The organism is Halobacillus litoralis (genome assembly GCF_020524025.1).
GTDB classification, from domain to species: domain Bacteria; phylum Bacillota; class Bacilli; order Bacillales; family Halobacillaceae; genus Halobacillus; species Halobacillus litoralis_D.
This window is the reverse complement of record NZ_JAIVKN010000002.1, coordinates 532038-555085: the sequence shown is the minus strand read 5'-3', so window position 1 is coordinate 555085 and position 23048 is coordinate 532038. Positions and strand designations below refer to the sequence as shown.

General features: G+C 42.4%; 23 protein-coding genes. 18 read left to right on the top strand and 5 right to left on the bottom strand.

The features are described 5' to 3' along the window. The first annotated feature begins 6 nt into the window (after positions 1–6). The 9 genes from LC036_RS09260 (at position 7) to LC036_RS09220 (ending at position 10541) form a co-directional block, all read left to right on the top strand. Positions 7–828, top strand: a complete 822-nt coding sequence (locus tag LC036_RS09260) for a flagellar hook-basal body protein (RefSeq protein ID WP_226581380.1) — start codon at positions 7–9, stop codon at positions 826–828. A gap of 20 nt (positions 829–848) precedes the next feature. Then, positions 849–1178 (top strand): DNA-directed RNA polymerase subunit beta, encoded by a 330-nt coding sequence (locus tag LC036_RS09255; protein WP_226581377.1) that lies wholly within the window; start codon positions 849–851, stop codon positions 1176–1178. Between the two features lie 216 nt (positions 1179–1394). Further along, on the top strand, positions 1395–2711 hold the full coding sequence (locus tag LC036_RS09250) for an FAD-dependent oxidoreductase (protein ID WP_226581374.1): 1317 nt from the start codon (positions 1395–1397) through the stop codon (positions 2709–2711). Between the two features lie 19 nt (positions 2712–2730). After that, positions 2731–3810, top strand: a complete 1080-nt coding sequence (locus LC036_RS09245; RefSeq protein WP_226581372.1) for a class I SAM-dependent methyltransferase — start codon at positions 2731–2733, stop codon at positions 3808–3810. Positions 3811–3962: 152 nt separating this feature from the next. Further along, positions 3963–4385 (top strand): 3-hydroxyacyl-ACP dehydratase FabZ, encoded by a 423-nt coding sequence (fabZ, locus tag LC036_RS09240; protein WP_226581369.1) that lies wholly within the window; start codon positions 3963–3965, stop codon positions 4383–4385. A 249-nt stretch (positions 4386–4634) separates the two neighbouring features. Further along, on the top strand, positions 4635–4949 hold the full coding sequence (locus tag LC036_RS09235; RefSeq protein ID WP_226581366.1) for a hypothetical protein: 315 nt from the start codon (positions 4635–4637) through the stop codon (positions 4947–4949). Positions 4950–5226: 277 nt separating this feature from the next. Then, positions 5227–5847: a hypothetical protein gene (locus LC036_RS09230; RefSeq protein WP_226581364.1), complete on the top strand. Its 621-nt coding sequence runs from the start codon at positions 5227–5229 to the stop codon at positions 5845–5847. Positions 5848–6130: 283 nt separating this feature from the next. Continuing rightward, on the top strand, positions 6131–7477 hold the full coding sequence (locus tag LC036_RS09225; protein ID WP_226581362.1) for an efflux RND transporter periplasmic adaptor subunit: 1347 nt from the start codon (positions 6131–6133) through the stop codon (positions 7475–7477). Beyond that, entirely contained in the window at positions 7464–10541 is a 3078-nt protein-coding gene (locus tag LC036_RS09220; protein ID WP_226581361.1) for an efflux RND transporter permease subunit, read from the top strand. The genes LC036_RS09225 and LC036_RS09220 overlap by 14 nt, the downstream gene beginning before the upstream one ends. Before the next feature lie 108 nt (positions 10542–10649). Here the strand turns inward: LC036_RS09220 and LC036_RS09215 are convergent, their stop codons facing one another. Both LC036_RS09215 and LC036_RS09210 read right to left on the bottom strand, forming a co-directional pair. Further along, complete coding sequence (locus LC036_RS09215; RefSeq protein ID WP_226581360.1) at positions 10650–11021, bottom strand: PilZ domain-containing protein; 372 nt, start codon at positions 11019–11021, stop codon at positions 10650–10652. Positions 11022–11175: 154 nt separating this feature from the next. Continuing rightward, entirely contained in the window at positions 11176–11898 is a 723-nt protein-coding gene (locus tag LC036_RS09210) for an HPP family protein (protein WP_226581359.1), read from the bottom strand. A gap of 339 nt (positions 11899–12237) precedes the next feature. Between LC036_RS09210 and LC036_RS09205 the strand changes: the two genes are divergently transcribed. After that, a complete protein-coding gene (locus tag LC036_RS09205) occupies positions 12238–12567 on the top strand; it encodes a helix-turn-helix domain-containing protein (protein WP_226581358.1) in 330 nt (109 codons plus the stop codon). Positions 12568–12770: 203 nt separating this feature from the next. Here LC036_RS09205 and LC036_RS09200 read toward each other — a convergent pair whose 3' ends face one another. Together LC036_RS09200 and LC036_RS09195 are read right to left on the bottom strand one after the other, a co-directional pair. Next, positions 12771–13301: a phosphatase PAP2 family protein gene (locus LC036_RS09200; protein ID WP_226581355.1), complete on the bottom strand. Its 531-nt coding sequence runs from the start codon at positions 13299–13301 to the stop codon at positions 12771–12773. A 54-nt stretch (positions 13302–13355) separates the two neighbouring features. Beyond that, positions 13356–14117, bottom strand: coding sequence for a sugar phosphate isomerase/epimerase family protein (locus LC036_RS09195; RefSeq protein ID WP_226581352.1), 762 nt, complete (start codon positions 14115–14117; stop codon positions 13356–13358). A gap of 508 nt (positions 14118–14625) precedes the next feature. Here LC036_RS09195 and LC036_RS09190 point away from each other — a divergent pair. Next, the gene (locus LC036_RS09190) at positions 14626–14784 is read left to right on the top strand and encodes a hypothetical protein (RefSeq protein WP_226581349.1); all 159 of its coding nucleotides are present in this window, start codon (positions 14626–14628) and stop codon (positions 14782–14784) included. A 358-nt stretch (positions 14785–15142) separates the two neighbouring features. Here LC036_RS09190 and LC036_RS09185 read toward each other — a convergent pair whose 3' ends face one another. Beyond that, positions 15143–15577: an Hsp20/alpha crystallin family protein gene (locus LC036_RS09185; protein ID WP_226581346.1), complete on the bottom strand. Its 435-nt coding sequence runs from the start codon at positions 15575–15577 to the stop codon at positions 15143–15145. A gap of 364 nt (positions 15578–15941) precedes the next feature. Here LC036_RS09185 and LC036_RS09180 point away from each other — a divergent pair, with 364 nt between their 5' ends. The 7 genes from LC036_RS09180 to LC036_RS09150 all read left to right on the top strand — a co-directional run bounded on the left by LC036_RS09180 (position 15942) and on the right by LC036_RS09150 (position 23042). Beyond that, positions 15942–17249: an ABC transporter substrate-binding protein gene (locus LC036_RS09180; protein WP_226581343.1), complete on the top strand. Its 1308-nt coding sequence runs from the start codon at positions 15942–15944 to the stop codon at positions 17247–17249. Positions 17250–17434: 185 nt separating this feature from the next. Further along, entirely contained in the window at positions 17435–18295 is an 861-nt protein-coding gene (locus LC036_RS09175) for a carbohydrate ABC transporter permease (RefSeq protein WP_226581340.1), read from the top strand. Beyond that, complete coding sequence (locus LC036_RS09170) at positions 18295–19113, top strand: carbohydrate ABC transporter permease (RefSeq protein WP_226581336.1); 819 nt, start codon at positions 18295–18297, stop codon at positions 19111–19113. The genes LC036_RS09175 and LC036_RS09170 overlap by 1 nt, the downstream gene beginning before the upstream one ends. 21 nt (positions 19114–19134) lie before the next feature. Next, positions 19135–20175 (top strand): LacI family DNA-binding transcriptional regulator, encoded by a 1041-nt coding sequence (locus tag LC036_RS09165; protein WP_226581334.1) that lies wholly within the window; start codon positions 19135–19137, stop codon positions 20173–20175. A gap of 53 nt (positions 20176–20228) precedes the next feature. Then, entirely contained in the window at positions 20229–20951 is a 723-nt protein-coding gene (locus LC036_RS09160) for a ThuA domain-containing protein (protein WP_226581332.1), read from the top strand. 13 nt (positions 20952–20964) lie between these two features. Continuing rightward, positions 20965–22005, top strand: a complete 1041-nt coding sequence (locus tag LC036_RS09155) for a Gfo/Idh/MocA family protein (RefSeq protein ID WP_226581330.1) — start codon at positions 20965–20967, stop codon at positions 22003–22005. Beyond that, positions 22002–23042, top strand: a complete 1041-nt coding sequence (locus LC036_RS09150; RefSeq protein ID WP_226581327.1) for a Gfo/Idh/MocA family protein — start codon at positions 22002–22004, stop codon at positions 23040–23042. The genes LC036_RS09155 and LC036_RS09150 overlap by 4 nt, the downstream gene beginning before the upstream one ends. Positions 23043–23048: the final 6 nt, after the last annotated feature.

Here is a 23048-nt window from a genome sequence, read left to right as displayed (position 1 = left end):
TGCATGATGAATCGTTCAATGATCCAGTCGGCGGTAACGATGGGGCAGCTTCAAACGAAAATGGACTTAATAGGAAACAACTTGTCCAACAGCCAGACGACTGGTTATAAAACCCGGAATGCTGATTTTTCATCCTTGTTGTCTCAGCAGATCGACAATCAGACAAACGAGGCTTTAGAAGTCGGACGGTCTACCCCGGCTGGAATCCGTGTAGGTGCAGGGGCGAAACTTGGCAGTACGAAAGTCGATTTAAGTGAAGGAAGTTTGAAAGGTACAGGGAGAGAACTGGACGTTGCATTGTTGAACAAAAACCATTTGTTCGAACTAAACGTTCCTACAGTCGAAGGGATTGAATCTCACTACACGCGTGCGGGTAACTTTTACCTTAATCCTATAAATGGCGGACAAGTCATGCTGACAGATGCTAATGGATACCCGGTAGCAGGTGAAGATGGCGGGAACATTGAATTCGAAGACGATTTCAATGAGATCACAATTCGTGAAAATGGTGCTGTTGTTGTGGAACGGGGAGACCAGCAGGTAGTTGAAGGTCGATTAAATGTAATAGAAGCGACCCGTCCTCACTTACTTTCATTTGTTGGGGAAAATCGTTTCCGCATTCCCAATGGCAGCGACCCTGCAAATTTGATAGAGGAAGTCCAGGCTGAAAATGTTACAATGCAAAGTGGAACATTAGAAGAATCGAATGTAGACACTGCTCACCAAATGACAGAATTAATGATGGCGCAGCGAGCCTATCAGTTCAATGCTAAATCCATTACTACAGGTGATCAGATGATGGGCCTTGTGAACCAGCTGAGATCATAAATGTAAGGAGTTTGACGACCATGGCGACAGATCCTAAATCTAAAGGCAAGAAATTGAATAAAGAGCAGGAAGGAAAGGCGAAAGGGAATACGCGTGAAAAGCAGAAATCAGTGAACAACGATAAGTCGTCCAAGAAACCAGAAAGAAAAGAGAACGTTTCTAAGAAAGGGCGTCGTCGTATCCTGCCGATCTGGCTTCGTATTATCCTCGTACTTCTCTTCAGTGCTATCGCCTTATTAATAGGGTTGATGGTCGGTTATGGCGTCCTCGGAGACGGTAATCCGACGGATGCACTGAATCTTGATACGTGGAAACACATTTGGAATATTGTCACCAAAACAGAATCATAAAGAAAAGGAATTACTACATTATATGTGGTTCCTTCCTTTGTATGCGAAACACGAGCTGACGGCTCGTGTTTTTTAATGCCCAATTGTATATGGAAAGCTTTCTGTAAGAGGGGGATTAAAACGACTTATGAACTGCACCTTTAATACACGACCAAATGTTTTTAAACGAGTAATTAGGGAAATAAAACCATACAAAGACTTTGTCCAGTAAGGGAGGTGGAGAGCTTGCAGACGGATGTGTTTATTGCCGGAGGCGGCGTGGGTGGACTGGCTCTGGCCGCAAAGCTTGCCAGCCGTGGTGTCCACGTGGTTCTCGCGGAACAGTTAAAGAGAGAATCCCCCATTTATAAAGGGGAGCTTCTTCAGCCTAAGACTCTGGCTATTTTGGAAAGGCTGGGAGTTCTGGATGAGGTGGAAGCAAACGGTCATGTACTCGATCAGCTGCGTTTTCAGGAGGTTCATCGTAACCCTGGATCACCGCCGGAGGAAGTGAACCTTACAGAATTGGATTACGGGCGTGTGGCCAGTGTGTATGATCATGCTCTCATGGTCCCGCATGAAAAAACAAAGGAGATTCTTAGAAGCAGGGCCAAATCATATGGAGAGTTTTTTCATTACCTTCCAGCGACGAGATTCTTAGGTTTTGAAAACGGCATGGCGAAGGTGAAGAATAAGAAAGATATTTCTTATATACAGGCCGACGTGTACATAGGAGCAGAAGGAAGAAGCTCGCCTACACGTGATGCTATGAATGTAAAAGTAAACCGTAAAGACTACAATCATCACTTTCTTACTGTTACAATTCCCCGGCCCGAAACGTTTACAAAAGGAAAAGTCATTACAACATCCAGCTGCTTTCTCGGTTTATTCCCTCTCCCAGATAATGAAGTCAGGACAGTTTTTCTTATTAAAGCCGGAGAGTATAAAAGAATTCAAGAGAAGGGTCTTGAACATCTTTATCAGGCGTATAGTGAACTTGAACCTGAACTTTCTGAAGGGGTCAGGAGTATCAAGGATTGGAAAACCGTCCAGTTGATGATTCCATATACGTACCATGTGGATCGCTATTACTCAGGAAATTTAGCCATTATTGGAGATGCTGCCCATACAGTGCATCCAATGGCCGGCGAAGGAATGAACCTTGCCATTCAGGATGCAGATGTACTCGGTGAACTGCTGGCCTGGTGTAAAGAGGAAAACCGCCCCTATGATCAATACCTTCATTATTATGAAGATGTCAGGAGACCAAGGGTCGAATTTTTACTTACGCTAAGTCATTTATCGGCTCTCGTTTATTCCTTCCAATATGAGTGGTGGCGGCAGTTTCGAATGCGTGCTGTTCAAAGAATTTACGACGATGATTACCTGCATGTGAAGCAAATGCTTAATATATCAGGGCTTGGGAAATGGGATTTCACTTTAATTGATCGAGCAATTCAAGGAAGTATGCTGCCGCCGAGACGTAAAAAGGTATCCGATCAAAAACAGCATCAATACCTTTTCTCTGAAGCGGAAGATTATCCTTGGAAATGAGCAGGAAAGGGAGATTCATATGAATGAATGGGTTACAGCCATGCAGGCCAGAAAATGGATGAAGAAAAACGAATCGTTTCTGCCAATCTGGCATGCTTATGTAGGTTCTGAGCTTAAATTGTTTGATGAATTTAAAACCGCCCGCACGATTGAAACGATTAGTGAAAAGACGGGTTATCCATATGACCTTCTGGCTTCATGGGTCAAAGTAGGGGTGGCGGTTAAACATCTAAAGAAGAGGCCCAATCAAAGGTATCGTACATCTAAAAAAAGGTGTGGAAGTTTGATGGGGGAAGATCAATCCGCGGGAGTCAAAGCATTATTAAAAGAGATGATGGAGCTGCACATCCCGACTATGTTGAAATATCCTTCAATCATGAAGTCTCAAGAACGTGCAGAGTTTGATCATGAACGCCACGGAGGGATTGTGGCTGAAACTTCAGCGCTGCTGGAACACTTTGCTATTAAGAAGATTAAAAAGATGATCAGAGATAAGAAAGTACAGTCCGTAGTCGACCTTGGTTGTGGACATGGGGGATATTTACGGAAGTTAGCGGCTGAATTTCCGGATGTCGAGATGATTGGAGTGGACATTAATCAGAAGGTTGTGGACCGGGCAAGGGCTTTGTCTGAAGACTTTCCTAATATCCATTTCCAAGTTGGTGATATCAATAGCTGGAAACCCAGCGACGGGGAAAAAGTGGATGTCGTCCTTCTGCACAATATCTTTCACTACATCCACCCAGAAGACCGTCATCAGCTGCTTAGTCACCTTCATCAATATGTACAACCGAATGGTCTCATTTCTGTCATCACACCTATTGATGAAACGGAGCAGGGAGAAGCCTTTTCATCAGCGTTTAACAGTTTCTTTATCGCCCACTCTAATCTATTTGCCCTGCCTGACAAGAAAGAATTAACGGATATATCCAAACAATGTCGATACGATCTGTTTGATCTGGATCCAATTGTTAAGGAAGGGTCATGGTACACCTTCTGGTTAAGTCCTTCGAGCCCAGTGAGGGAAATGAGGCATACTCAGACAGCTGGGAGCTCCGAACAGACGCTGTCTTCAGAGTCTATGGTTAAAGTAAATTAACATCCTATATCTTCACAATCCTCTACGATCATTTTCGTGGAGGATTTCTTTGATTTATTAGGGCAGTCTATCTAAAATGGGAAAAACTTTGTCCCTAAGGGACCCAGCCATTATAATAGGAGGAGTACATATAGTTTGAAAGGAGCTTACAAATGTTAGACATCCAGCAGATTAAAGAAATTATCCCTCACCGTTACCCTTTTTTACTGATTGATCAGGTAGAGGAATTGGTCGAAGGCGAGCGGGCAGTAGGATACAAAAATGTTACAGTAAATGAACCTTTCTTCCAGGGTCACTTTCCAGATTACCCTGTAATGCCAGGTGTCTTGATTACAGAAGCACTCGCTCAAATGGGAGCGGTCGCGATGTTGAAAAAAGAAGAAAATCAAGGCAAATTAGCTTTCTTCACTGGTATTGATAAATGCCGCTTCAAACGTCAAGTGAAGCCGGGTGACCGCCTTAAGTTAGAGGTGGAGATCGTTCGTTTGAAAGGACCTATTGGGAAAGGGAAGGCAACAGCATCTGTAGACGGGGAAGTAGCCTGTGAAGCAGAAATCATGTTCGCCCTAAAATAAGAGGAAAAGAGATCCGGAAACTTCCGGGTCTTTTTTTATTGTGGGCTTTGTGAAAAAACTGTACGTTACTTTCATATAAGATCCCCGTGCATCCATCCAGATAATAACTATATAACTAGTTTCCTTTCTTATGAAAATTCAACGCCAGCGTGTAACAAACTTTTTATTTTCAGTCCCTTTTTTTAGTGGATGATTTTCCAGTACATGGACATACTAGTGTTCGAATCACCAATAAAAGGAGGAAGAAGAATGAAGAATTTGTCACTTAAATTATTGGCCGTCCTTTTCGCTATTTCTTTACTTGGTGCCTGTGCCTCAGAGGAAGAACCGACAGAAGAAGAGAACAACACGGAAGAAAATATGGAAGAAGAGAACAATGATGAAGGAAACATGGAAGAAGACATGGATGAGGACATGGAAGAGGATATGGATGAAGGTACAAATGAAGAAAATAAAGAGATGGAAGATAAGGAACAAGAAGATAAAACAGACGGAAACACAGATGACTCACAAGATGGTATGACTGATGACGATGCTGCAGAAGATGAGGAAAATAACGAATAAGAAAAAGCCGCTGACTTAAGCGGCTTTTTCTTATGAGGGTGCACATAGAAATAGAACCATTAGTGCGATCCAAGAGACCTGCTTTATATAGTATAAAACCCTGAATATATGTGTAACTAAGACGCCTCATTTAATATTCATTTGACCATATATCTGAAATCCTTTGGAAAATGCAATTCTCTTATGTAAAATAGAAGTAGAAATATTCATACAATCTTTACAAATAGTAGTTTCCTGGTTTGAGATGTGTGGAATAAGCGAATTGAGGTGATTATTGATGAAGTACAGAACGGCGAATGACTTGAAAGATTTATTATTGGAAGACTATGAAAAAGTGGTGAACCGGATTCCACTGGAAAAATTGGACGTGTATCTATACCTTCATACCGTCTTTCAAGACACCTATGTTCCTGATGATACGCTCTATCAGTTCATTTTCCGCCACTTCTTTCGTCTCGACAACCCAAGTTTGACAAAGGAGTTTGAAGAATATTACTTCAAACTTATGGAGGAACAAAGGGGATATGATCGACCGAATATCGTTCAAATCACGAAGAGTCTTTACGAAATAAAGAACCATAAAGGGAATCCAACGATGCAGTTCCCGCTGGCTACATCGATGCTGCATACGGTAAATCCGAGTTTCCCGACGTACGATGGCGATATCGTAAAAGCGTTTGATTTCTCTTCTACTTACCATTTGTCAGGGTTTGATAAGAAAATGAAGCGGTATATCGAACAATACCAGCATACGTTCAAAACGTATGAAGAATTGTTACAGGAAGAAGCATTAGAGCCGGTATTTAATCATTTTGACGAACGCTTCCCAGGGTATGACCTACCTAAAATTAAAAAGTTGGACTTAATTGTTTCCCAGTTTGGAAATAACCTTCAATAAGTCGAAAAGCTGAACCATACTTTTGGTTCAGTTTTTTTATTTTTCATGGGTGATGAGAGATTACGCGAAAGATTCACAATATTGTCATTTTCCCCTGAACACTACAAGTTGCAATACAAAACGCAGTTTAGTAACATTAACCGTAATTATGACTACATGGTCATTTGTCGGTTAAACGAATAGAGAAAGTATGGTCTTGGATGGTACAGGAGAAAATAGTACCAGAATAGAGAAGAGATGAACGACTGGTTTTGGGGAGTTTATAATGGAGAGGAAGTCTTGAATGAAACGGTTGTCCATATTACTCATGGTGATCATCTTTGTAACCGCTTGTTCACAGGAAGAGACACAAGAAGAAACGGAAGAGCGGATGACTCCAGTAAAGGTTGAGACGGTAAAAAAAGATGATTTTGTTGTTGAAAGGAAGATTGTCGGAAGGGCTGCTTCACCGGATTCATCACCGGTTCTTGCTAAGACTCCAGGAGACTTAGTAACCTTAAATGTCGGTAAGGGAGATCGTGTGGAAAAGGGAGAAACTCTAGCGGTCGTAAGTCCAAGTGGAACAGCTGAAGAGCAGGTAGAACTTCAACAGCTGGCTGTACGCCAGGCAGAAAAACAGTTGGAGAATGCGATGATTTCAAAGGATCAAGCTCAGCTTGGAGTTGAGAATGCTAAAGATCAAGTAGAGATTGCAAAGAAAGCTTCACAATCTGAGGCAAGTCAGACCGCCCAAGCTGTTTCAGCCGCTGAGAAGCAATATGAACAGGCTCAGAACATTGCAGATGAAACAAAAAAATTAGCGGATGAGGGAACCATTCCTGATGCTCTCTATCAGCAGGCTCAAAATAGAGCGGAACAGGCCCATGCCCAGTATCAGCAGTTGAAGAGTCAACAGCCACAGTCATCGTCTGCTGTTGCTCAGGCTGAGGCTCAAGTAGATCAGGCCAACCAGCAGCTTGAGCAGGCACGTGTTGCGGTCGAACAAGCAGAACTTCAAGTCGAACAAGCAAACGTTCAGTTAAGTCAAGTTCAGGATCAAGCATCCAATGAAGCAGTTACAGCACCAACTTCCGGGGAAATTTCAACTTTAAACGCCAAAGAAGGAGATTTTGTCTCAAACCAGCAGCCTTTTGCCACTGTGGTCAGCTTAAATCCGATGACCATTACGGCTTCTGTAACAGCAGAACAACTATCTTTGTTCGAAAAAGGGGAAGAACTGCAGGTCGATCTTTCCGCCTTGGAAGAAAAAGTAACTTCCACGATAGACTATGTATCTTCTGTTCCGGACGAAACCGGTCTGTATCCTGTAGAAGCGACGGTCGATAATGGGGAAGAGAAGATCAAGCCCGGGATGATGGCTTCTTTTCTACTGCCTGAAAATGTTGTGGAAGATACATTGATTATCCCGACGGACAGTCTTGTTGAACAGAATGATGAAACATACGTTTATCAAGTGACTGATAGCAAAGCGGTACGAGTAGACGTTTCGGTCGTTGAGACACAAACAGACTTCACAGCCATTTCAGCAGATCTCTCTACGGATGCACAAGTGATCACCACAGGTCAGCTGACACTTTCAGATGGGGACCAAGTCACCATTATGAAGGAGGATTCTGATGAAGCTCGTTAATGTATCTGTAAAGCGGCCTGTTGGAGTCATTATGGTGGTTGCGGCGATCCTGGCCCTCGGCTTTGTTTCTCTAAGGAGTTTGACGATCGATCTTTATCCTGAAATTGATCTGCCCATCGCTGTTGTTTCGACGTCTTATGAAGGTGCGGCTCCTCAGGAAGTAGAGAAGCTCGTCAGCCGTCCTGTCGAATCTTCAGTCAGCAGTATCGAAGGTTTAGAGGTGCTTCAGTCTCAATCTCAGGCTGGAGCTTCTCTTGTTTTAATGCAATTCAATACGGGAGTAGACTTAGACAGCACATTACTTCAGGTAAGAGAGAATGTAGATCAGGTCACTGGTTTACTGCCGGAAGGAGCTTCTGACCCCAGCGTGCTCCGCTTCGATCCACAGCAGCTCCCAATCATGACGGTTGGCTTATCCGGGGATACTCCAGAGGAACTACAGCAGATAGCTGAAAATAGACTTGTGCCTTTCTTAGAAAGACAGGCGGGGGTTGCTTCTGTAAGCGTTGAGGGAGGAAAGGTCAGTGAGGTACAAGTGCTCGTTGACCGCGCTCAAATGGCTCAATACGGGCTCAATTCCCAGACGGTTATCCAGGCCCTGAACGCTGCGAATCAGTCGGCATCCGCCGGTGCCATAGAAAAAGGACAGAAGGACCTGCAAATCCGTGTGGACGGTGAGTTTGAGTCCATAGATGATGTAAAAGAAACGGTGATTCAATCTCAATCAGGTGCGCGGGTCACCCTTGATCAAATAGCAGAAGTGAAAGAGACGCTTACAAACTCCAGTACTATCAGTAAGGTCAACGGATCTTCTTCTGTTGTTTTATCCATCTTGAAAAAAACGGATGCCAATACAGTGGAAACAGCTGATACTGTGCGGGAGGCATTAGATGAGAAAAAGGGCGATCTGCCTGAAGGCGTAGGAACAAGTATCGTGCTTGATACATCTGAATTCATTAAAATCTCAATCAATAGTGTTGTCTTGAACATCATTCTAGGAGGGATCTTTTCTGTTCTGGTCCTTCTTCTTTTCCTGAAGAGTATCCGGGCAACTCTTGTCATCGGACTTTCTATTCCTATTGCGATTATTTCAACATTCACTTTAATGTACTTTACGGGTGAAACGTTAAATGTTTTAACAATGGGAGGCCTTGCTCTTGGAATAGGGATGATGGTCGACAGTTCGATTGTCATCTTAGAGAATATTGTCAGTTACCGACAGCAGGGATATTCGATGGTTGAATCTGCTAAACAGGGGGCATCTGAACTGGCTCCAGCTGTAGTAGCTTCAGCTACAACGACATTAGTTGTCTTCCTGCCTATTATCTTCGTAGAGGGGATTGCATCCGAACTGTTTACTCCGCTTGCATTGACCATCATGTTTGCGCTCATTGCATCGCTGGCTGTATCTGTTACGTTAATTCCTATGCTTTCTTCCAAGCTGTTAACTAAGTCATTGAAGGAAGAAGGGCGGAGATATTGGTTTGACCGCTTCTTAGATCGAGTAAATGACGGCTACCGCTCGATGCTGCGCTGGGTGTTGAAATTCAGGAAAACGACAATGGCTGTAACGGCTGCCCTTATTGCTGGAAGCATCGCTCTAATCCCACTGATTGGAACCGAGTTTATCCCTCCTTCAGATCAGGGGCAGGTCGAGGTGCGGGTGAATATGCCGGCAGGAACTTCTTTAGATGAAACCGAAGCACTTACGGAGCAGATAGACGAGAAGATCGAAAGCTTTGACGATATTATTAAAGTCAGCTATTTATCTATTGGCGGGGGCGGTATGGGCAGCATTGGCAATGGATCTTCTGATATGGCCACATATACCATCCAGCTTGTAGAACCTGATAATAGAGATAGAACAACTCAAGCAGTCATGAAAGAGATTGACCGGGCACTTGCTGATATTCCCGGTGCGGAAATTGAAGTAAGTGAACTCGATGCTGGATTAGGGACAGGAGCCCCTCTCCAGGTTCAGCTTAATGGAGACGATTATGAAGTGTTGGATGAGCTGGCAGGACAAGTCGCCTATCTCATGAACGATATTGAAGGCGTAGAAAATGCCACCTCTTCAACAGATGAAGGCCGGCCTGAAATGCAGATTGAAGTCAATCAGAGTAAAATAGCTCAATATGGATTGACAGAACAACAGGTGATTGGTCAGGTGCAGTTAGGGTTTAATGGTCAAATCGCCACGCGGTACCGAAATGGTACAGATGAGGTGGATGTCCGTTTTATTCTTCCGGAAGAGGAACGACAAACCATCAGTGATTTAGAAGGAATGTCGATTCAAACACCCAGCGGGGCTCTTGTTCCATTGGCGACTATTGCTGAATTAAATCAGGTTCAGGGACCTGTTTCGCTCCTCAGGCAGAATCAGCAGCCACAGGTAAATGTGGAAGCGGAAATTTCCGATATTGACTTAGGAACAGCCACGGAGAAAGTACGTGCGGAACTGGAACGTCTGAATTTCCCTGATGCCTATTCCTACAGCATCGGTGGACAAGCTCAAGATATGCAGGAGGCATTCGGTGATTTATCGCTTGCCTTACTATTTTCAATCTTCCTTGTCTATGCTGTGATGGCGATCCAATTTGAGAACTTCTTGTTCCCGTTTATTATCATGTTCTCTCTTCCTGCTACAATTATAGGGATTACCGGCGGTTTGTTCATTACCGGTCTGCCATTCAGTTTACCGGCTTTTGTAGGTATTATTATGCTTGCAGGGATTGTGGTCAACAATGCAATCGTTTTAGTCGATTACATTAACATTCTAAGAAGAAAATCATACGACCGGTATGAGGCGATTATAGAAGCTGGTCCAAGTCGCTTACGTCCAATTCTCATGACAACACTAACGACCGTTCTTGGTATGGTCCCGTTGGCGATTGGAATTGGAAGAGGGGCAGAAGCCCAGCAGCCTCTTGCTGTGACCATCATTTTTGGCTTAACAATTTCAAGCTTCTTCACTCTCCTGCTTATTCCCGTTGTTTACACGTATTTCGATGATCTATCAAACAAAGTGACTGGTTTTTTTCGGAGAAAAGCAGAGAAAGAGTAACCTATAACGAAGGCCTTCCCACCATTGTAGTACTGCAATGGCGGGAAGGCCTTTTTACGTATATGTGCACTAAACCTAAACGAAGCGGGGGCGGGAGATCAGTCTTTTTTATGAATGATGGCTCCCGCAGCGTTCCTGGTCTTTCTTATTTAGAGACTCTCCCAGCTCCTGCAAGATTTCTTTTAATCGGATAGGATAGTCAAAGACATGAACTCCACATGTCATACTTTCATGTTCCGTTTTTAACCATATGATTCTACCTTCAGTTGTGAAGGTTTCCTTTTCATACATAAATGAGATGAAAATTTCGTCCTTCGTAGATAAACCTGGGTGAGAGTCACAGGAAAAACGCAGACCATTCATACTAATATCCTTAACTTCAATTAATCCGGATACATGTCTGTTTAACTTTTTGTTATAAAAACCCGGCAATGGTGTTTGGAATGAGTATCGAAAAGGTTCTTGTCTGCGTTCGTGCATGATCGTCCACCTCTCTTCCTAATAACAGGGATGGTTCAATCATATACTCCAACTGTGATTTATTTCAAACATTTACTAAAGGTAGATAACAAACATACAGAATGAAAGCCTCATGTATGGTAGAAAAGGCTGGCGAAAAGCGGGACATGGACCATCAGGAGTCATCTCCATCCCTACGATCAACTTTAATGAGATCCCACGTCGTTACAATCCCCATAGGTAAGTCGTCTGGATTACCGGACTCGGTTAAAATGACCGCTTTTAATTTGCGATTTTCATCAAGGCTTGTTTCAAAGCGCTCCTCTAGTTCAAAAACCGTGGCATTTGAAGATAAAAATTCAACATTGGCGTGTTTTTCACTAGGTAACACATCTTTTGCCACCGTCTGTTTTAAATTCACCCTGCCTTCTACCATCTTTTGCGACAGCCAGCGGACAATCCCATCATTGGTGAGGAGACCGAGAAAGGTACGGTCATTATTGTAAATAGGAAATTGGGAGATCCCATGTTGATCAAAGGCTTCTACAATATGAGTCAAGTCCGTCTCTTCCTTGAAATAAAGGACAGGACGGGTGGCAAACTGCAAAGCTTCTGGTGGTTGATCAAGCGTTTGTTTAATCTGTTTTAATTTCTCAACGACTCCCTCATGAGGAGTGGCAATATAAAAGTCTCCACTGATCCGCTCATGAACGATGGCATTCCTTAACTTAGCGAACTGCTTCAATTGATCAAAGTGAACACGAATCACGCTGTGTTTTAGTTTTGAACGCTGAAGAAGCTCAACAAAGTTATCATTCTTCGGAAAGCCGTTCAATTCTTTAAGGTGTTGATGTATTTGGTTAAATGTAATTTCGAACTGTTCCACACTTTCACTCATGACGCTCACCTTTTTTAGTATTTGTTCTTAGTATGTCTGATCTATGTTTTCTCAATCATTTTTATTAGACTTTATGAATCAGTCCTATATCTTTGTATCAAATGGAGTCTAAATTCCGTTTTTGTATAATCATCCGGGTACTGATGGACAAGTGTTGTATTAAAGCACTAAAATATTAAAGATATGATATTTTTGACCGATACATATTAGTGGGAAAGAAGATGTATGTACAGGAATATTTGTACAGTGATCTAGGTCTCGATATTGATTTTTGTGCTTTAAATAGAACGGAAAAAGTGAATATGCTATACTCAAATTACATAGAAAGAAGGTGGAAGTATGATCGGCGAGCGGATTCAAAAAATACGTAAAGACCGACATATGTCGCTGTCAGAACTAGCTGAAAGAGCTGGGGTGGCTAAGTCTTATTTAAGTTCCATCGAAAGAAACATCCAAACGAATCCTTCCATTCAATTTTTGACGAAGATCTCCCAGGAATTAGACGTTTCTATTAACTATTTGCTGCATGGAGAATCTGAACCCAAAGATGAAACGCTGGATAAGGATTGGATGAATCTTGTTCAAGAAGCGATGAACTCAGGGATTTCCAAAGAACAGTTCCGAGAATATTTAGAGTTTAATAAATGGAAAATCCATCAAAATAAATAAAAGAAACCTAACTCGTGTGAAGAGTTAGGTTTCTTTTATTTAGAGCTCCTGGTATGGCAGCCGGGAAAGCGCTCTGTTTTCCTATGTAATGCTTATAATGGTTTAAGATCCTTGTTTCAAACCTGAAACCCGCTGCGAGTGTTCGCTATTTCGTTCATTCTATTCCAATAGGTTACTGCTAAAAGTTTCACCAGGTAGTACTGTTATACAGAGCCTTTTCGTTTCATTTGAAATGGCCGGATTTGAAAAGGAGAAAGGTGTTGGAAAGAGATAAACAATCCTGCTCCTAAGGCCAGACCAACAATGACATCACTAAGGTAGTGATGCCCCACATAGACGCGGGACAGGGCCGTGATTAAACTCAGGGTCAAAAAGATCCATTTGAGCCTTCCCTTCATTGTCCAAAGAAATACGATAAACACTCCTGTAATTAAGGCCTGTTCACTTGGAAAAGAAGAAGTGGCCTCTTTAGCGATTAATGGAGTAATATCCTCATAAACAATAAACGGACGTTCTCTTGGATAGAGCCAACGGACGAGGCGGGTCACTCCTAAGCCGCCAAGAACAGCAAAAATTGCTGAAAGACCAGTGCGTCTTGTCTTTTTTGACACGAGACATATCAAGAATGAGACAATCATTAACTTGTATCCCCACCTAGATAAAAGCCCCATAAACGCATCGATCCATCTGTAACTTGAGAAATCATAAATCATTCTTACGAAAAGTTCTTCCAAAAGCAAAGTCTCCTTACATAAAAAAAGCGTGAGCATGTCACGCTTTCTTTCCAATTATTCATTTATTAAATGTGGGAATTTCTCTTTTAAATAATACATGCTGATCTCGAGGCTTTCAATAGGATTTCTGCGACTTTCATCCTGCTCTACAATCCACCACTTCACACCGGATTTTTCTCCAAGAGATAGAACGGTATCTAAATCGACGCCACCGGTACCTAATTCCGCGAAAAACTGCTCATCATCAACGGTCATATCTTTTAAGTGAATGAGAGGGGTTCTGCCTTTATACCGATCCATCCAGGTGGAAGGCTGTTCTCCAGCTTTTTTCAGCCAATAAATATCAAATTCTGCTTCAACCTGACCTTCTGTTTCTTCAAGAATGACATCAAGAGGAAGTCGTCCATCATTAAATGGTTCCAATTCGAAGTCGTGATTGTGATAGCAGAGGGTGAGTCCTTCTTTTTTACAGGAATCTCCAATGGTCTTCAAATCCTGAATCAACTGTTTGTAATCTTCTTCGCTGCGATCTTCAATGAATGGGCAGACGATGTACTCACTCCCGATGGTTTTCTGGTCTTGGATGACCTTATCGAGATTGTTCTTCAGTTCATCTAATGGGACGTGACTGGAAGCGGCTTTTAATCCTAATTCATCTAGCAAACGTTTGACTTCCTTCGCTTCTAAACCGCCAAATCCAGCAAACTCTACGGCATCAAACCCCAGTTCAGCTACTTTCTTTAATGTTCCGGGAAAATCCTCAGCCGTCTCATTTCTTAATGTATACAATTGAACAGCAAATGGTATCGTACTCATGTTTTTATACCCCTTTCCTTTGTAGATGTGTAATGTTTGGTTTTCAAAAGACTTATTTTCCTAAATACAGCTCATGGGAAGAAAGATCATTCCATTAATAGAACACTTCCAAGTAATAAGATTAGCTTTTTAACGTCAAAATTCCTTCTAAGATTACAAATTGGTGTAGAAGAATCAATTATTCGACAGTTCCCTATAACGTAAGATTTGAATCTTGCTCGTTCGTGCATAGTCGTTCGCATATGTACACTGGTATTAGATATAGGCTCTGTTAAAGCTTCGTGTTGTTACCTTACATTAGGTTTGTACAAGACGAAGGGAGGGGGGATGCTCGAGACCTAGCCCGTGGAAAGCGGATCGTTATCCAGGCACCCCTCCGTTCAACAAACGTAAGGGCACCTTGATATGGAAATGTTTCAGCTTCAACTCCATATAACCAGGATCCTGGGGAACAAATCAAAAATCATCACCAAACTTTAACAGAGCCTGGATATAAAGGAGGGAGAACATGCCTGGAATTGAAGAGACACTAAAAGAGTGGAGTACATTCCACTCCATATGCTGGGAATGTAAAAGGGAACTGAAAGAAGATGAAGTTATGAGGGTGAAAGATTCGTATGTAACCATCCATCTTTGTTTTGACTGTTATGTCCGTGATTTTGATTAAATCTACGAACACCACAAGAATAGGGAAAGAAAAAAGAGAACGGAAATATTGAACGCCAAGACCTTTTTCCATTCTCTTTTGTATGTGAATTTATCTGCGTCATTTAGAAAGTTCATCATCCCTTACGTATGAAAAATGATTAAAGTGTTGGGTATGGTTGTAGTTTGGGAGCAGGCTGAATTGATTCGGTTGGGTATTGGAAGCGGGAAGGTTTTGTGGAAGGTATTCAGGAAGAAAGGCTTACCAACCAACTGCCGTCTGATATAAGCCGCAGAAACATATACGCCCATTAAAAAGAAGGGTTGATTGAAGTTCGTCTGTATAAGAAATAGTTGGATGAAAAAGTAAATTTCCTACACTATCGATCATTCAGATGAATCGACAGTTTATTATTCTTGTGTCGTTTAAATATGGTGATCGTTAATAATCCGTCTTCATACGATGTGACGACATCATCAATAGAGAAATGAAATGGAATGGGAATGATCCGTTTAAAAGTCCCTTTCAATCTTTCATCGTGTAGTAATTCTTCAACGGGAACAGAATAACGAGGTGTGATTTTCCCTTGAAGAATCATGTGTGTCCCTTTTTGAGTCAAATGAAGAGGGTCATCTTTTTTTAGGCCCGGGAGTTCAACGACGACAACGCCTTGATCCTGGTTTTCATAGAAATCGTAAGAAGGACCCCGTTTTGGAATGACGTGATGCATCTCATTCCAAAAGTCCTCTCCCAATACTTTTTCGACATTATCAGAAAAAGTATTCCAGTCGATGTGCCCATTTTTCTTCTTCATCCCAATCACCTCACTGATTAAATATATGAAAAGTAAGGTATTTTCATACGTTCCATTCATACGTACCTGCCGACTTTATTGAAAGCGTTGTCTTTTTATAGAATTATTTGAAAAAAACGTGTTGTTTTTGCGACATCGTCATGTTATGATTTAGTCAACTTAGTTAATCATGAATTTTATGCAAACGTATTCACATGAATCTCTATTACATTAAACTCATTTTGTACAAGCTTATGAGTTTTTTAAAATGTCATTTGTGCAAACGTATGCGCGCACTTGTTGCAAAAGCGATTTCTGAATCGCCTTTTTTTACATGTGATATGAAAGCGGATTCAATGATTAATAGAAAATAGGGGTGGATGAGATGAAAAGAAACAAATTTTACTCAGGTATAGCTACCGCTTTATTGGCTTCAACAGTTGCACTAACTGGATGTTCGTTCGGTTCTGACAGTGGTGATTCTGAAGCGAGCAGTTCTTCGGAAGATGCGGTAACGGTTGATGTCTTCCAATTTAAAGTAGAATTTAAAGACCAGTTTGAAGAACTTGTTTCCTTGTATGAAGAAGAAAACCCAGACGTCAATATTAATGTGAAGACAGTTGGCGGCGGAAATGATTACGGGGCGTCCTTGAAAACATCCTTTTCTTCCGGTGAAGAGCCTGACATCTTTAATGTTGGTGGACCTACGGATGTAGATGAATACGAAAAATATTTAGCTGACCTTTCAGATACAGCAGCTGCCGATGCAGCACTTGAAGGAACATTAACAGGAGTTTCTCGTAACGATCAAGTTCTTGGACTTCCGTTTAACCAGGAAGGATACGGTCTTCTTTATAATAAGAAAGTATTTGAAGAAGCAGGCATCAATCCTGATGAAATTACAACATTTGAAGCGCTGGAAGAAGCAGTGCAGACACTGGATTCTAAGAAAGACGAGCTTGGAATTGACGCACCATTTGCTTTCCCTGCGAAAGAAAAATGGGTAATGGGAAATCACCTGGCTAACGCTTACCTTGCTGATGAGTTTAACCACGATGTCATGGAAGCGTATGAAGCGGATACAGTGGAATTCGCTATGGGCGATCAAATGAAGCGTATGACAGACTTGCAAAACGAATACTCTGTGCAGCCAACGTTGAGCCTGGATTACTCTCAGCAGGTTGAAGAGAACTTCTCCCTAGGGAAAGTTGCTTTGATTCAACAGGGAAACTGGGTGTACAACACGATCGAATCCATGGATCCTGAATTTGCTGCAAACAATGTAGGCATGCTTCCAATTCCTGTAGAAGGTTATGAAGGAAGTATTCCAGTAGGGGTACCAAACTACTGGGTAGTAAACAAAGAATCAAAAGATGAAGTGGTACAGGCAAGTAAAGACTTCCTGGATTGGATGTATACATCTGACGCTGGTAAGAAATTCGTAACAGAAGAATTTAAGTTCATCCCGGCTTACGAAGGATATGAAGATCTAGAAATCGCTGATCCAATTTCTCAAGAAATCTATGACTATGCTAAAGAAGGCAACACTCTTGGCTGGGTCTTCCTTGGTGCACCGACTGGCTGGACAGAAGACGCGCTTGGTGTAGCTATGCAGGAATATATCGCAGGTGACATTACTTGGGAAGAAGTCGAAGAGAGAGCAACGAAGGCTTGGGAAGATGCACGTCAGTAATTCTTAATGAAACAAAACCGGTAAGGATTCGGATGCGAATCCTTACCGGGATAATATCAAAGCTCCCCTCTATTAGAATATTTACATAGGTAAGTATGTTAATAGATGGGATGCTTTAATCCATATTATTATGAGAACGATACCATAAGCGGATCCATCCGCAAAAATCATTGGAGGAGTTGTGCATGCAGAATCGAAGCTTAGCCTTCTGGCTGTTTTTGACACCTGTTATTCTTGGTTTAGGAATTGTTGTTGTCATTCCATTCTTCTATGGCCTTTTCTACTCGTTTACAGACTGGAACGGAATCACTGCCAATGCATTTATCGGGTTTGAAAATTATATTAATCTATTTCAAGAAAGCGAATTCATGGATTCCATTTGGTTCACGGTTAAATTTGCTGTCGTTACCGTCATCTTATTAAACATTATGGGTCTTGGCCTTGCTTTACTTGTGACGCGTAACATTAAATCAAGCAGCTTGCTGCGTACCGTTTTCTTTATGCCTAACTTAATTGGTGGCCTGATTTTAGGTTTTATCTGGCAGTTTATTTTCATCAGTGTGTTTGGAGATATTGCGGGAATCACAGGCATTGAGAGCTTGAATGGCTGGTTGTCCACAACAAACACCGGTTTTTGGGGATTGGTAATCTTAACCGCATGGCAGATGGCCGGTTATATCATGATTATCTACATTGCTTATTTGGAGAATATTCCTAAAGAGTTGATTGAAGCAGCGAAAATTGATGGAGCAAGCAGCTTCCAACGATTCAAGAACATCACATTCCCACTCGTTGCACCTGCTTTTACCGTAAGTATGTTCCTTACTCTATCAATGGCGTTCAAGATTTATGATCAAAACTTATCCTTAACCAATGGCGGACCCTTCAACTCTACGCAGATGGTCGCTATGGAAATTGTACGTACGGCCTTCTCCGATAACCAGATGGCTTACGCGCAGGCAAAAGCCGTTATTTTCTTCTTGATTGTTGCAGTTATCGCAATGACTCAAGTGTATTACAACAAGAAACGGGAGGTTGAGATGTAATGAAGAACGAAAAAAGAAATTTATTTTCCATTGAAGTTCTCGGCCTCCTGCTCGGATTGATCTGGATTGCTCCTTTTTACTTAATGATTGTAAATGCCTTTAAAACAAAGCGTGACATTTTCAGCGGGGTTCTTGGATTCCCAGAAGAACCTGTATTTGAAAACTTTGTCGAAGCGTTTATCGATCTTGAGTTTCTTAAGTCGCTGTTCAATTCTGTCTTAATCACTGGGTTAAGCATCGCGATTATCATTCTGTTTTCTTCCATGGCGGGATATGCGCTTGCCAGAAATAAAAGTAAGCTGAGTGGTGTCATTTTCTTCGTCTTTGTCGCAGCTATGTTGATTCCTTTCCAATCCGTTATGATCCCGCTCGTATCCATCTTTGGACAAGCGGATATGTTAAACGCCGGCGGCTTGATTTTTATGTACCTTGGCTTTGGATGTAGTTTATCGATCTTCCTATACCACGGAGCTATGACTGGTATTTCAAGATCGATGGACGAAGCAGCTATCATTGATGGAGCCAATCGTTTCCAAACGTTCTGGTATATCATTTTCCCGCTGCTTAAACCGATATCTGTAACAGTTGCTATATTGAACGTTATTTGGATTTGGAATGACTACCTGCTTCCATCACTTGTATTAAGTGAATCGAACGCTACCATTCCATTGAAAATGTTCTATTTCTTTGGCCAGTATACGAAACAGTGGCACCTGGCTCTCGCTGGATTAACCATTGCGATTCTGCCGGTCATTGTGGGCTACTTCTTTGCACAGAAACAAATCATCAATGGTGTGTCTGAGGGAGCCGTTAAATAACAACGAGGGGAGTAGATGAAAGTGTCGGTAACAATTAAAGATGTCGCCAAAAAGGCAAATGTAGCACCATCTACTGTATCCCGTGTCCTTTCAGACAGTCCGAGAATCAGTGAAAAAACAAAGCGAAAAGTAAGGAAAGTGATGGATGAGTTAGGCTATCACATCAACTATAACGGGCGGGTCCTTGTCAGTCAGTCTACACAGACGATTGGGATTGTTACAAAGGTCTCGTCTGACCATTCATTCGAAAATCCGTTTTTCTCCGAGATGTTAAGGGGAATAAGTGATGCATGTCATGAAAATGATTACAGCATTTATTTGACTACCGGCAACACGGAAGAAGCGATTTACCAGGAAGTGGTCAAGATGGTTCAAGGGAAGAGAGTGGATGGTGTCATTGTCCTTTACTCCAGAGAAGGTGACAAAGTTGTCCCTTATTTAAGGGAATGTGAGTTTCCTTTTGTCATGCTTGGTAAGCCTGTTGAAAAATTTGGCGAGACGATGTATGTCGACAATGATAACGTCCAGGCCAGTAAAGATATAACCGATTATTTAATTACTCTCGGACATGAGCGGATTGGTTACATTGGAGGCAACTCCCAATATGAAGTGGCGAGAGACCGATTAGAAGGATTCCGCCGGGCCATGAAGGAAAATGGGATAGAAATCAAAGACGAATTGTTGAAGAATATTCAAACAGATAAACCGGATCCAGAACAGGTGGCTGAAGAGTTGTTAAGTCTGCCTGACCCACCGACGGCTCTTGTGTTTACAGATGAGTATAATGCATCAACAGTGATGAGGGCTCTAGCGGCAAGAGGGGTGAAGCTTCCAGAAGAAATGAGTGTCGTAGGGTTTAATAATACGATGATCTCAAGGCTTTCTGCTCCCCCGTTGACAACGGTGGACACACAGTCTATCCAGCTCGGTCATGAATCAGCGAGAAATTTAATCGAGTTACTCAAATACCCGGATACCATTAAAAAAAGCGTCATTATCCCTACAGTCATCGTAGAAAGAGAATCCTGCAAGCAAAGGAAAGCTGAGAACTCTCAGCCATGACGTTTATGAAATAGGAAAAAGAACGCTTATTAATAAAGAAAAGGGGAATGAACATGAATGTATTAGTATGGAATGAAAACCGTCACGAAAAAGAAAGTCAAGTTGTAGCTGATGTATATCCAGAAGGAATCCACAGCGCTATTGCTGATTTCCTTGGGGAAGATCACGCAAATGTTAAAACTGCAACCCTGGATGAAGAAGAACACGGACTGACAGATGAAGTGCTTGCTGAAACCGATGTGCTTGTCTGGTGGGGCCATAAAGCTCATGATGAAGTGAAAGATGAAATTGCTGAGAAAGTGAAACAGCGTGTACTTGACGGCATGGGGCTTGTTGTTCTGCACTCCGCCCATTTCTCGAAACCGTTCAAGAAATTAATGGGAACATCCTGTGACTTGAAGTGGCGCGAAGCTGATGAAAAAGAGCGTCTATGGGTGGTAGATCCAAGTCACCCGATCACAGAAGGAATTGGTGAATTTATTGAAATTGAAAAAGAGGAAATGTACGGGGAACATTTTGATATCCCGACACCTGAAGAATTAATTTTTGTCAGCTGGTTTGAAGGCGGCGAAGTGTTCCGAAGCGGAGCTACATTCCGTCGTGGAAGAGGAAAAGTCTTTTATTTCCGTCCAGGTCATGAAACATATCCGACCTACTACAACAAAGAAGTGCAAAAAGTCATTCGTAACGGTGTGAAATGGGTTAACAATGCGGAAACGCCGACACCAGTGTACGGGAACGCTCAACCTTTAGAGAATATTACGATTAAATCATAAAGGAGCTTTTACTATGACGAAACTTAAAATTGCTGTAATCGGATGCGGAAGTATCGCGCAACACCGCCACCTGCTCGAATACGAAGCTAACACAAATGTAGAGATCGCTGCTGTTTGTGACATCGTGGAAGAGCGTGCGCGTAAAATCGGACAGTTATACGGAGCGACTCTTTATACCGACTATAAAGAACTTCTGGAAAACGAAGATATAGACGCGGTTAGTGTATGTCTCCCGAACTACCTGCATGCTCCAGTTTCCATCGACGCGCTCAACGCGGGTTGTCACGTTCTTTGTGAGAAACCGATGGCGACATCCAAGGAAGAAGCAGAAGACATGATTCAAACTGCAGAACAAAACGGGAAGAAATTGATGATTGCTCATAATCAGCGCTTCGTTCCTTCTCATGTGAAAGCGAAGGAATTGATTGAATCCGGCGCTATTGGAAAAGTGTACAGCTTCCGCACAGCCTTTGGTCATGGTGGTCCAGAGGGCTGGAGTGCAGAAGGAGAAGACAGCTGGTTTTTCAAAAAAGATCAGGCTTTTATCGGTGCTATGGGTGATTTAGGAGTACATAAAGCAGATCTGCTCCGTTACATCCTTAATGAAGAGTTTGTCGATGTGGCTGGATTTGTTGAAAACAATGCAAAAGAAGATATCACGGTTGATGACAATGCGGTATGTATCCTGCGTTCGCAGTCAGGGATCGTAGGTACGATGGCAGCAAGCTGGGCTTATAATCCGAATGAAGACAACTCCACAGTCATTTATGGAGAGAAAGGGATGCTTCGCTTGGAAGATGATCCAGAATACTCCCTTGTCGCTCAATATACAAATGGGGATGTCGTCAATTATCAGCTCGGGAAGATTCAATCGAACGATGATGGTGGTCAAAGTGATTCCAAAGTCATTGATCATTTTGTCGACAGTATCCTGAATGATACAGAGCCGCTTATTACAGGAGAAGAAGGTATGAAATCGCTGGAAGTCATCCTCGGTGCCATCCGCTCAGGCGAAACGAGAGAGATCAGCAGCCTGGAGAAAGTAACGAAATGACTCGTCTGAAAATGGGAGTGATTGGAGCAGGGGGAATTGCCCAGGGGAGGCATATTCCCTCTTTCCTTAAATTAAAAGAAAAGGTCGTATTGACAGCTGTTCAGGACCTCAATTTAGAACGAGCGGAAGAAGTGGCTAAAACGCATGACATTCCTTACGTATTCGAAGATTACAACGAAATGTTTGAACGTGTGGATGCCGTGACAATCTGCACTCCAAATAAGTTTCATGCAGAAATTTCAATTGCTGCTTTGAATGCAGGTGTTCATGTGTTGTGTGAAAAACCGATGGCGATTACGACAGAAGAGTGTGAAGCGATGATGGAAGCAGCTGAGAAAAATGACCGGCTTCTTTCTATTGCCTATCACTACCGGTACACACCGGAAGCACAGTTGGCGAAAAAGGCTATCTTTAACAACGAAATTGGTGACCCTCTTGTTACGCGGGTACAGGCTATGCGAAGGCGTAAAGTACCTGGATGGGGTGTCTTCACAAATAAAGATCTGCAGGGTGGCGGGAGTTTAATTGATTTCGGTTGTCACCTGCTTGATCTTGCTCTATGGCTCCTCGATGATCCAAAACCTGTGGAGGTTATGGGACGGACATACGACCGTCTCAGTAAAACACCAGGTCAGGTGAACGATTGGGGAACATTTGATCATGATACCTTTAACGTAGATGATCATGTGACAAGCTATATTACATTTGAAAATGGAGAGTCTCTCCAGTTCGAATGCTCCTGGGCGGCAAACATTAAAGAAGACCATACGACGCTGACCATCTCCGGTGTTGATGGAGGAATCAGTGTATATCCTTTTGAATTGTATCAGGCGAAATATGGCACTCTTTTTGACAGCACGGCCAAAATGAATGAAGAAGAATCCCAAGCAGGCCTAAAGCAGGCTGAGAATTTTGTTAACAGCTGCCTTGGCAATGAAGAACTCATCGTTCAGCCAGAGCAGGCATTGAAAGTAACGAAGCTGATGGAAGCCATCTATGAAAGCAGTGAAACAGGAACGAGTGTGAAATTAAAGTAAAGAGTG

What these genes read in the sequence shown, in the direction of transcription:
- LC036_RS09215 (WP_226581360.1), bottom strand. Translation starts at nt 11,021, where the DNA reads ATGCACGAACGCAGACAAGAACCTTTTCGATACTCATTCCAAACACCA.
- LC036_RS09260 (WP_226581380.1), top strand. Translation starts at nt 7, where the DNA reads ATGAATCGTTCAATGATCCAGTCGGCGGTAACGATGGGGCAGCTTCAA.
- LC036_RS09210 (WP_226581359.1), bottom strand. Translation starts at nt 11,898, where the DNA reads ATGAGTGAAAGTGTGGAACAGTTCGAAATTACATTTAACCAAATACAT.
- LC036_RS09245 (WP_226581372.1), top strand. Translation starts at nt 2,731, where the DNA reads ATGAATGAATGGGTTACAGCCATGCAGGCCAGAAAATGGATGAAGAAA.
- fabZ (WP_226581369.1), top strand. Translation starts at nt 3,963, where the DNA reads ATGTTAGACATCCAGCAGATTAAAGAAATTATCCCTCACCGTTACCCT.
- LC036_RS09235 (WP_226581366.1), top strand. Translation starts at nt 4,635, where the DNA reads ATGAAGAATTTGTCACTTAAATTATTGGCCGTCCTTTTCGCTATTTCT.
- LC036_RS09160 (WP_226581332.1), top strand. Translation starts at nt 20,229, where the DNA reads ATGAATGTATTAGTATGGAATGAAAACCGTCACGAAAAAGAAAGTCAA.
- LC036_RS09255 (WP_226581377.1), top strand. Translation starts at nt 849, where the DNA reads ATGGCGACAGATCCTAAATCTAAAGGCAAGAAATTGAATAAAGAGCAG.
- LC036_RS09170 (WP_226581336.1), top strand. Translation starts at nt 18,295, where the DNA reads ATGAAGAACGAAAAAAGAAATTTATTTTCCATTGAAGTTCTCGGCCTC.
- LC036_RS09220 (WP_226581361.1), top strand. Translation starts at nt 7,464, where the DNA reads ATGAAGCTCGTTAATGTATCTGTAAAGCGGCCTGTTGGAGTCATTATG.
- LC036_RS09230 (WP_226581364.1), top strand. Translation starts at nt 5,227, where the DNA reads ATGAAGTACAGAACGGCGAATGACTTGAAAGATTTATTATTGGAAGAC.
- LC036_RS09185 (WP_226581346.1), bottom strand. Translation starts at nt 15,577, where the DNA reads ATGAAGAAGAAAAATGGGCACATCGACTGGAATACTTTTTCTGATAAT.
- LC036_RS09205 (WP_226581358.1), top strand. Translation starts at nt 12,238, where the DNA reads ATGATCGGCGAGCGGATTCAAAAAATACGTAAAGACCGACATATGTCG.
- LC036_RS09155 (WP_226581330.1), top strand. Translation starts at nt 20,965, where the DNA reads ATGACGAAACTTAAAATTGCTGTAATCGGATGCGGAAGTATCGCGCAA.
- LC036_RS09225 (WP_226581362.1), top strand. Translation starts at nt 6,131, where the DNA reads ATGAAACGGTTGTCCATATTACTCATGGTGATCATCTTTGTAACCGCT.
- LC036_RS09175 (WP_226581340.1), top strand. Translation starts at nt 17,435, where the DNA reads ATGCAGAATCGAAGCTTAGCCTTCTGGCTGTTTTTGACACCTGTTATT.
- LC036_RS09190 (WP_226581349.1), top strand. Translation starts at nt 14,626, where the DNA reads ATGCCTGGAATTGAAGAGACACTAAAAGAGTGGAGTACATTCCACTCC.
- LC036_RS09150 (WP_226581327.1), top strand. Translation starts at nt 22,002, where the DNA reads ATGACTCGTCTGAAAATGGGAGTGATTGGAGCAGGGGGAATTGCCCAG.
- LC036_RS09180 (WP_226581343.1), top strand. Translation starts at nt 15,942, where the DNA reads ATGAAAAGAAACAAATTTTACTCAGGTATAGCTACCGCTTTATTGGCT.
- LC036_RS09195 (WP_226581352.1), bottom strand. Translation starts at nt 14,117, where the DNA reads ATGAGTACGATACCATTTGCTGTTCAATTGTATACATTAAGAAATGAG.